The sequence below is a fragment of the Janibacter sp. CoH_79_TC_3 genome, from assembly GCF_058197955.1.
Genome location: NZ_JBXWIV010000095.1, coordinates 1 through 270, shown reverse-complemented (window position 1 = coordinate 270; position 270 = coordinate 1). Strand labels below are relative to the sequence as shown.

Sequence of the window (270 nt, the reverse complement as noted above, 5' to 3'; positions counted from 1 at the left end):
AAAATGCACTTTAGACGACATAGTAAGGGAAAGTGCAAAAATATTAAAAAATGGTGGTCGTTTTTACATGGTTCACAGACCATTCCGCCTTGTTGAGATATTTGCAACAATGACCAGATATCATATTGAGCCTAAAAGAATGCGTCTTGTACATCCCTATGCCGATAAGGAGCCCAATATGGTTCTGATAGAAGGATTAAAAGGGGGCAAAAGCCGCATAACAATAGAAAAACCGCTTGTTGTTTATAAAGAGCAGAATGAATATACGGA

The 270-nt window shown here is 37.8% G+C and carries 1 protein-coding gene; it reads left to right on the top strand.

Features of this window, described 5'->3' with window-relative positions:
- Nucleotides 1–270, top strand: a 270-nt coding sequence (locus AC2FA3_RS15220; protein ID WP_490510318.1) for a hypothetical protein, incomplete at both ends; no start/stop codon positions are given.